The sequence below is a fragment of the Streptomyces sp. NPDC051172 genome (assembly GCF_040682555.1).
In the GTDB taxonomy this organism is placed as follows: domain Bacteria; phylum Actinomycetota; class Actinomycetes; order Streptomycetales; family Streptomycetaceae; genus Streptomyces.
The window spans coordinates 79,314-87,127 of sequence record NZ_JBFBBE010000036.1 but is presented as its reverse complement, the minus strand read 5'-3'; the positions used below and the strand labels follow the sequence as shown (position 1 = coordinate 87,127).

Here is a 7,814-nt window from a genome sequence, read left to right as displayed (position 1 = left end):
CCTTGCCTCGACAACAAGTTGATCTATCAGGACGTCCCGTTGCGTCATTCACCCGGGCTTGACCTGCGGCTCAAGACTCAAACGCAACGGTGTTGAAGGTTCACGAGCAGCGTGATCACCTTCACGGCGGGTGCGCCGCGCCCGGATGCAGATCAGCGATGCTGCGATCGCTTTACGGGGGCTTCAAAGAGGCCTGGCGGGTAGCGGAGCCCAGCCGAAAATCCTGGACCTGGCTGTGAGGTGGTCGGCCCCGGTGGTGCTGGAGCCACTGGTCGAGGGCTGCGAAGTCGGTGTCCGTGAGGCCGTACCGCGGGTCGGCCCGGATGAAGGCGCGGCCGGCGGGATGGCCGACTCAATATCATGCGCGAAGTCTGGACCGGAGGTTCCGGTCGGCGGCGGAGGCCCAACACCAATGATCACCGGAGTCACCAGGGAGCCCGCAGCATGACCGGCACCACGGAGGCCCTTGGCGGGTCGGCTGCAGTCGACAGTGCAGCACGAAGCGTCACGCGCCCCTTCTACGTCTACGCCGTGCTCACCAACGCGCTGTTCCAGCGCGGCGTATTCGTCCTCTTCCTTCAGCAGCGAGGCTTTACCGCCGGGCAAGTGGCTTTGCTGCAGACACTGCTGTACCTGGTCAGCGGGCTTGCGGAGTTGCCGACGGGAGTCATCGCCGACCGAATCGGCAGGCGTGCCAGCATCGTGATCGGCCAGACGCTGATGGCTGGATGTCTGCTCGGCCAGGGGACGTTCTCCAACTACTGGGTGTTCCTGGCGCTGTTCATCGGGCAGGGCGTGGGCATGGCCTGTGTGTCCGGCTCGGACACCGCCCTGCTGTACGACCTGCTCGTGCGTCGTGGTGCAACGGCCGGCTACGTCAAGATCAAGTCCCGGTTCACCATGCTCGGGACGGTCACCTCGGGAGCAGCCATCGTCCTCGGCGGCCAACTGCAGCAGATCTCCTGGGAGGTGGTCTACGTCGGTTCGGCGGCGTGCCTCGTCCTGGCCGTGGTGGTGCTGATGTCACGGGTGCCCGAGATCCGCGGTGCGGACGCGGTGGACGAGCAGGACGGAGCCGAGGAGCACGGCGACGCCACAGCATGGCGGGCGATGCTTCGGGTCGCCACGCCGGCGCTCGTGACGCTTGTCGTGGTGTCCGGACTGATGCATGCGACTTTGACGCCGTACATCATTTTCACGCAGAAGACCCTCTCCAATCAGGGAGCGAGCACCGCATTGGTCAGCGTGGTCATATCGGCGGGATTCTTCGCCGGCGGGCTCACTCCGCTGCTGTCGGACCGCGCGCACCGCCTCATCGGGTATCGGGCCATGGTCCCGGTGTCCCTCCTGACGCTCACCGCGGCACTCGGCCTGAGCGGCCTCGGCCTTGTCCGGGTCACCGTCGCCGCGTTCCTGGTCCTGGTCGGGATTCCCGAGATCACCGCCGTAGTCGTGGACAACGTGTTCAACGAGGCCGTGCCGTCGCGCCACCGGGCGAGCCTGCTGTCGATGATCGCATTCGTGGAGTCGGCGCTCATCGGCATCGGCTACCTCGTCCTCGGCGCGCTCATGGACGGGCTTGGCTCCAGTGTGGGCATGGCCGCCTACGCCGCGGTCCCCCTGCTGGCATGTCTCCTGTGGCTCCCGGTGCTCTTCCGAGGTGCACGGGTGACCACCGAGATCGAAAAGCCCGTCGGCCAAAGGGCATGCTGAAACAGACCATCTCGAGCGACGCCCTGCCGAGCAAGGTGGAAGGCCCAGTACCCGTCGAAGTCGTTGTGGTCGTGCAGGACGCGGAGTCGAGGACGGCCTCGGCGCCGTGCGGGCCCCAGCGGGCGCCGGGGATGTCGAACCGTCGCCGATCAGGTGCCGGCAGGTGCCCTCGATCGCGCCGGTGGCATCGTGACGCAGGTGGGCCCTCCGCCACCCGCCGGCTGTTGGGGACCCGCACAGCGCGAGGTGAGGCTGTTTTTCTCGACTTCGGGCGGCACGGCACACGACGTCGCCGTTGCGGCCCATGGCACGAAGCGGACAACGGACGAGCATCGGTTGCGGCAGTGTCCACGTCACAGTCCATGCCTTGCACCCAGTCCGCCCGTCGGCAAACCGAGTCCGCGCACGCCCCCGACTACCGGCCCGACCACGGCAGGTCAGCGCACTGAAATAGCTCGCCGGGGGCTGTGTGCTGAGCTCCTGGCGCACGTCCAGGCAGCGCCGCCCGACACCGGGCCGCCCGGGACCCCGTGTCGTACGGTCTTATGCCGCAGCCGCCCAACGTCCGCAACGGATCTCACCGAACCCTGCGATGCCGCCGGTACGGCCGAGAGATCCGAACCCATGCCGGGAATCAGGCCGCGACGAGCTCCTGCTCGCGGACCGGCGTGTTGACCTTGGGCTTCTTGTTCGGCAGCGAGAGCCGGAAGACCTTGTGCCACGCGGAGAAGACCTGCTTGGGCAGCGGCCCGGTGACGTACTCCAGCTCGTACTTTTCGAACAGCGCGCGCACCTTCACCGCGACCTCGGCATACCGGTTGCTCGGCAGGTCCGGGAACAGGTGGTGCTCGATCTGGTGCGACAGGTTGCCGGTCATGAAGTGCATGGCCCTGCTGCCGCTGATGTTTGCCGAGCCCATCATCTGGCGCAGGTACCACTGGCCTCGCGTCTCGCCCTTGATCGACCGGCGCTCGAAGACCTGCACGCCCTCGGGGAAGTGCCCGCACATGATCACCGAGTGGGACCAGATGTTGCGGACCAGGTTCGCGGTGAACGTGGCGGCGAGCGTGGGGAGGAACGACGGGCCCGACAGCAGCGGGTGGATCACGTAGTCCTTGAGTACCTGCTTGCGGATCTTGCGGCCCACAGCCTTGGCCCGCGCGCGGAACTCCGGGTTCTTGCGGCGGCGCTTGTGCAGGTTCTTGCCGAGCTCCAGGTCGTACGCTGCGATGCCGTACTCGAAGAAGCAGGCGTTGATGAAGTTCCACAGCGGCTGGCCGAGGTGGAACGGCTGCCACTTCTGGTCCTCGTCGACGCGCATGATGCCGTAGCCGAGGTCGTTGTCCTTGCCGATCACGTTGGTGTACGTGTGGTGGAGCTCGTTGTGGGAGTGCTTCCACTGGTCGGCCGGCGAGACGTGGTCCCACTCCCAGGTGGTGGAGTGGATCTTCGGGTCTCGCATCCAGTCCCACTGGCCGTGCAGGATGTTGTGGCCGATCTCCATGTTGTCCATGATCTTTGCCACGGACAGACCGGCGGTGCCGAGCAGCCATGCGGGCGGGAAGATCGAGAACAGCAGCACGCCCCGGCTGACCAGCTCGAGCTTGCGCTGCGCCGAGATGACCTTACGGATGTAGGCGGCGTCCTTCTCGCCGCGGTCGGCGATCACCTCGTCGCGGATCGCGTCCAGCTCGCGGCCGAGCTCCTCGATCTGCTCCGCGGTCAGGTGGGCGGTGGGGTCGATGGCGGTCAAGGTGCTCCTACCGTTCGATGTCGCAGGGGCCCGCCGCAGCGGACACGCAGGTCTGGATGAGGACGCCGGGCTCGGCCTCGGTGATCTCGCCGGTGCGCAGGTCACGGACGGCGCCCGCCTTGAGCGGCGTGATGCAGCCGAAGCAGATGCCCATGCGGCACCCGGAGGGCATGAGGACGCCGGCCTCCTCGCCGACGTCCAGCAACGGCGTGGCGCTGTCCGCGTCGACGGTCTTGCCGGTGGCGCTGAAGGTGACCTCGCCGCCGTCACCGGCGACGACGATGCCGGGGCGGAAGCGTTCGGTGTGCAGGCGCTCTTGTACGCCGTGCCGGCTCCAGTGTTCTTCGGCGGCGTCGAGCAGGCCCGCGGGCCCGCAGGCCCAGGTCTCGCGCTCGGCCCAGTCGGGCACGAGCTCGTCGAGACCGGCGAGGTCGAGCATGCCGTCCGTGTCGGTGTGCACCTCGGTGAGCCGCAGCTTCTTGTCCGCGACCAGGTCGTGCAGCTCGTTGCGGAAGATCACGTCTTGCGGCCGTGGTGCGCAGTGGACCATGACGACGTCGTCGAACTCGGTGTCGCGCAGCATGCCCATCACGGGCGTGATGCCGCTGCCTGCCGTCAGGTAGAGCACCTTGGCGGGCTTGGCCTGCGGCAGCACGAAGTCACCGGTCGCCTGGTCGAGCTGGATCAGCGTGCCCGGTTTCGCCCTGCGGACCAGGTGGTTGCTGACCTTGCCGTCCGGGATCGCCTTCACGGTGATCGTGACGCGGCCGTCGGGGCGGTTTGTCGGCGAGGTGAGGGAGTAGGCACGCCACAGGCGGACCCCGTCGACGTCGACCCCGACCCGCACGTACTGACCGGCTGTGTGGCCGCGCCAGCCCCGCCCCGGTCTGATCACGATGGTCGCGGCGTCACCCGTCTCGGGGTGCACGGCCTCGATGCGCCCACGCAGGTCAGCGCCCGCACGCAGTGGGCTGACCAGGTCGAGGTAGTCCGACGGCAGCAGCGGCGTCGTGACCATCTCCAGCAGTTTCCACGCCCTGCTGCGAAGGGCTGCACTCGTCATGACACCAGCTTGCTGCGCCTCAAGGCGTAAAGTCCTGACCGCAGGATGTGAATCTGGTCGGTCGAATTGTTCGCAGGGAACAAAAACGTGAGCCATGCAATCCAAAGGGCCAGCGAACTGGCCCTGGACGAGACGACGGTCACCGCACTTCGGGCCGCGCTGAAGACCACCGCCGACGAGGTCGTCCAGGCGATCATCGACGAGGTCCCGCCCTACGCCAACGCCCTGTCGGGCCATATGGGTGCCACCATCCGCCGAGCCGTCCGCACCGCCCTGGGGCACTACCTGGACCTCGCGAGCGGGAACGCCACAGGCGGCGACGCCGGTGACGCAGCCTACGAGCTGGGCCGCGGCGAGGTGCGCGACGGCCGTTCGATGGACGCCCTGCTCAGTGCCTACCGCGTCGGCGCCCGCGTGGCCTGGCGATGCCTGGCAGCGGGTGCCGTACCCGCAGGTCTGCCCGCCGCCGAGGTCGCCAAGTTCGCCGAGCTGACCTTCGCCTACATCGACGAACTCTCCGCCGCGAGCGCCGCGGGCCACGCCGACGAACTGGCAGCCCGGGGCAGGGCCCACGAGCGCCACCTGGAACACCTGGCCCGCGACCTCCTCGCCGGGGCGAGCCCGGACGTGCTGCTGGCCTCTGCTCAACGGGCCGGGTGGCACCCTCCGGTTTCGCTGACCGCGGTCCTGCTGCCCGCCGACCAGGCCCGGCCCGCCTACCGCGCGCTCGACCCGAGCACCCTCGTCCTCGACGACCTGCCGGACGCCACCGGTGTGCTGCTCGTCCCCGACGCCGACCGATCACACCTCCTGCGGCAGCTGACCGACCGCACCGCCGTGGTCGGCCCGCCCCGGCCATGGACTCGTGCGTCCGCCTCATACGCACGAGCCGTACGTGCGCGCTCCCTCTCCTCCGATATTCGCGACACCGAGGACCACCTGCCCGAGCTGGTGCTCAGCGCCGACGCGGACGCGCTCGCAGACCTGCGTGCCCGAGCCCTCGCACCGCTGAGGACCTTGCCGGTCGCGACCGCACGGCGGCTGGAGGAGACGTTGCGGGAGTGGCTGCTGCACCAGGGCCGGCGGGACGAGGTGGCGGCGGCGTTGTTCGTCCATCCCCAGACAGTCCGGTACCGGATGTCGCAGCTGCGGGAGCTGTTTCCGGATCTCGCATCGCCACACCGGGTCCTTGAACTGACGCTGGCGGTCGGGCTTCGGGCCGGCTGACGCGTACGTCGACCGTCAGCCGGCTGAGACCGGGAGCGGATGTGGAAGACCGGACAAGGCATCGGGAGGCCCGTCGGGGGCGCTGGCTCGACCGGATCCGGTGGACGATGCGCACCGGGGCTCTCATGTCGCCGTGGCGGGCGCTGCCCTGGCACGAGCTGACCCACAGCGCGCGGCGGGCTGCAGCTGGGTGACCGGCGGGGCGGCCGGGCGGGGTCACCAGGGGCGGGGAGCCGGGGCCGCGCTCGCCGGGGACCACCGTGGTTCCGCCTCGGCCCCGCGCCTCCCTTCCGACGGACCAAGCGGCCGGCCGACCGGGCCGGCCCGGCACACCGCGCGAGGGATGATGGGGGTGGAATGACGGAACCTGAGGTCAGGAGCTTCCATGGTGAAGCGGGTTCACCGACCCCGTGAGGACGCGGAGTTCAATTTCATCCTCGGGATGAGCGGAGTTCCGGTCCTCGCATACTTCACCGGGACATGGCCCAAGGCAATCGAGCCCTGCCGGGTGATGGACCTCGTCGTGGGTGGCATCGCCGACGAGTGCACGGGCCGCCTGACGGTCGTCCGCGCCGACATCACGCGTTGTCCGGCCGCAACCGAGCGATACGGGATCACCGGAGCCCCGTCCTACGTGCTGCTGAAGGAGGGGCAGGCGGTGGCGCACGGCACGGGGTCCATGACCACCGTCGAGGTACGGAAGTTCCTGGACGGCCACCTCTGAGCGGCCACCGCGGCACGTGGCCGCGACGCCCTTCACGTCTCGTCCGTGGGAGCTGCGCCGTCCGAGGCGCTTGGCTGAGACACCTCCACAGGCCACATGACGCCGTCCAGCACCAGCGCCTTGGCGGGAAAGGCACCGGTGAGGTCCGCGCCCAGGCGAGACTGGGTCATGACCAGGCCGGCCGGGCCGTCAGTGCAGGCCCAGGTCGCGGCGGATACGAGCCTGGTCAGCAATGACACAGGCGTCCATGGCATCGGTTTTTCCCTCACGGCGGTAGGCGGTCGTGGATCAGTACGGCCGGGCAGCCTGGCGGTGAGCCGGGGCGAGGTGGGCCGCCTCGGACCTGGGGAAGCTGATCTTCTTCGGGTCTCCGTCCGAGGTGTAACGCTTGACCGTTCCGTCGCGGAGCTTGTCCAGCCACACCGTCGAGGTGAACTGGGCTTCCGGGCCGGTCGCCGCCTGGGAGCGAATCCGCGGGACGGCACCCGGGTCGAAGGCGATCGAGAAGGGGGAAGGGGCTGGGTCGGCTCCCACCAGGTAGACGCCCTGATGCTGGTAGTGCACAGCGTCGGCGGTTCCCTGCAGCGCCAGTTGCCGGGAGTGGGGCATCGAACCGTTGGGCAGTGCCATCGACACCACCGACAAGCCGGGCACGGCCTGGGTGATCGCCCTCTGGTTGTCGGCGATGGCCTTCTGGGCGGTGTCGTCGTCCACCGTCCCCAGCGCGGTGTGCCGCAGGGTGTGGTTGCCGACCTCGAATTCGTGTTTGACGAGCCAGTCCAACGACTTTCGACCGCCTGGCTCGCCGAACGGGTCGGCGTTGACGAAGAAAGTGGCTACGGGGCGGAATCCGGGGTGCTTCCGAGCGGTGTCCAGCAGGATGTCCACCGCGGTGCCGGACGCGGGCCGGCCATCCGCGACCAGACGGAACTGGGTGACGGTCGAGTCGTCGAAGGTCAGCACCACAGGGTGGGTACCGGCGGGAATGTCAATCTTCCCACTGCTGAACTCCCGTGCGGTCACAGGTACGTATCTCTCCCGTGCCAGCCGTTCCAGCTCGGCGCGGAAATCCTGCGGCGTGCGGTCGTACACACTCCTGGGCTCGGCCACCAGCTGGTGGTACATCAGCACCGGGACCGCACCGAGCTCGTCGGCCTGCACGTTCGCCGGGTCGGCAACCGTGACCTGCCCGCCGACCTTGCGCGCCTGCACTGACGGCTCGTCCCGGCGCCCTTCCGGCGGGGTTTGGGCTGCCGAGCAGGCGGTGGCCAGCAGGATGACCGATGCGACGACGACCGCGCCGCCGCTTCGGTGGGATTGGCGCATGATGCCTC

The 7,814-nt window shown here is 68.7% G+C and carries 7 protein-coding genes; 3 read left to right on the top strand and 4 right to left on the bottom strand.

The window, feature by feature from the left end; genetic code table 11:
* Positions 1 to 444 precede the first annotated feature (444 nt).
* Positions 445 to 1,713, top strand: coding sequence for an MFS transporter (locus AB0N07_RS22660; protein ID WP_365837736.1), 1,269 nt, complete (start codon positions 445 to 447; stop codon positions 1,711 to 1,713).
* A 634-nt stretch (positions 1,714 to 2,347) separates the two neighbouring features.
* Here AB0N07_RS22660 and AB0N07_RS22655 read toward each other — a convergent pair.
* Both AB0N07_RS22655 and AB0N07_RS22650 read right to left on the bottom strand, forming a co-directional pair.
* Positions 2,348 to 3,466: an acyl-CoA desaturase gene (locus AB0N07_RS22655; protein ID WP_365837734.1), complete on the bottom strand. Its 1,119-nt coding sequence runs from the start codon at positions 3,464 to 3,466 to the stop codon at positions 2,348 to 2,350.
* 7 nt (positions 3,467 to 3,473) lie between these two features.
* Positions 3,474 to 4,529 carry a ferredoxin reductase gene (locus AB0N07_RS22650; protein WP_365837732.1) on the bottom strand — a complete coding sequence of 352 codons (1,056 nt, stop codon included), beginning with the start codon at positions 4,527 to 4,529 and terminating at the stop codon, positions 3,474 to 3,476.
* An 87-nt stretch (positions 4,530 to 4,616) separates the two neighbouring features.
* On the opposite strand from AB0N07_RS22650, the gene AB0N07_RS22645 reads away from it, so the two are divergent.
* Both AB0N07_RS22645 and AB0N07_RS22640 read left to right on the top strand, forming a co-directional pair.
* Positions 4,617 to 5,756 (top strand): helix-turn-helix domain-containing protein, encoded by a 1,140-nt coding sequence (locus AB0N07_RS22645; protein ID WP_365837730.1) that lies wholly within the window; start codon positions 4,617 to 4,619, stop codon positions 5,754 to 5,756.
* A 385-nt stretch (positions 5,757 to 6,141) separates the two neighbouring features.
* Positions 6,142 to 6,480, top strand: a complete 339-nt coding sequence (locus AB0N07_RS22640; protein WP_365837728.1) for a thioredoxin domain-containing protein — start codon at positions 6,142 to 6,144, stop codon at positions 6,478 to 6,480.
* 32 nt (positions 6,481 to 6,512) lie between these two features.
* Here AB0N07_RS22640 and AB0N07_RS22635 read toward each other — a convergent pair whose 3' ends face one another.
* Both AB0N07_RS22635 and AB0N07_RS22630 read right to left on the bottom strand, forming a co-directional pair.
* The gene (locus tag AB0N07_RS22635; RefSeq protein WP_365837726.1) at positions 6,513 to 6,650 is read right to left on the bottom strand and encodes a hypothetical protein; all 138 of its coding nucleotides are present in this window, start codon (positions 6,648 to 6,650) and stop codon (positions 6,513 to 6,515) included.
* A gap of 118 nt (positions 6,651 to 6,768) precedes the next feature.
* Complete coding sequence (locus tag AB0N07_RS22630) at positions 6,769 to 7,806, bottom strand: polysaccharide deacetylase family protein (protein ID WP_365837723.1); 1,038 nt, start codon at positions 7,804 to 7,806, stop codon at positions 6,769 to 6,771.
* Positions 7,807 to 7,814 lie beyond the last annotated feature (8 nt).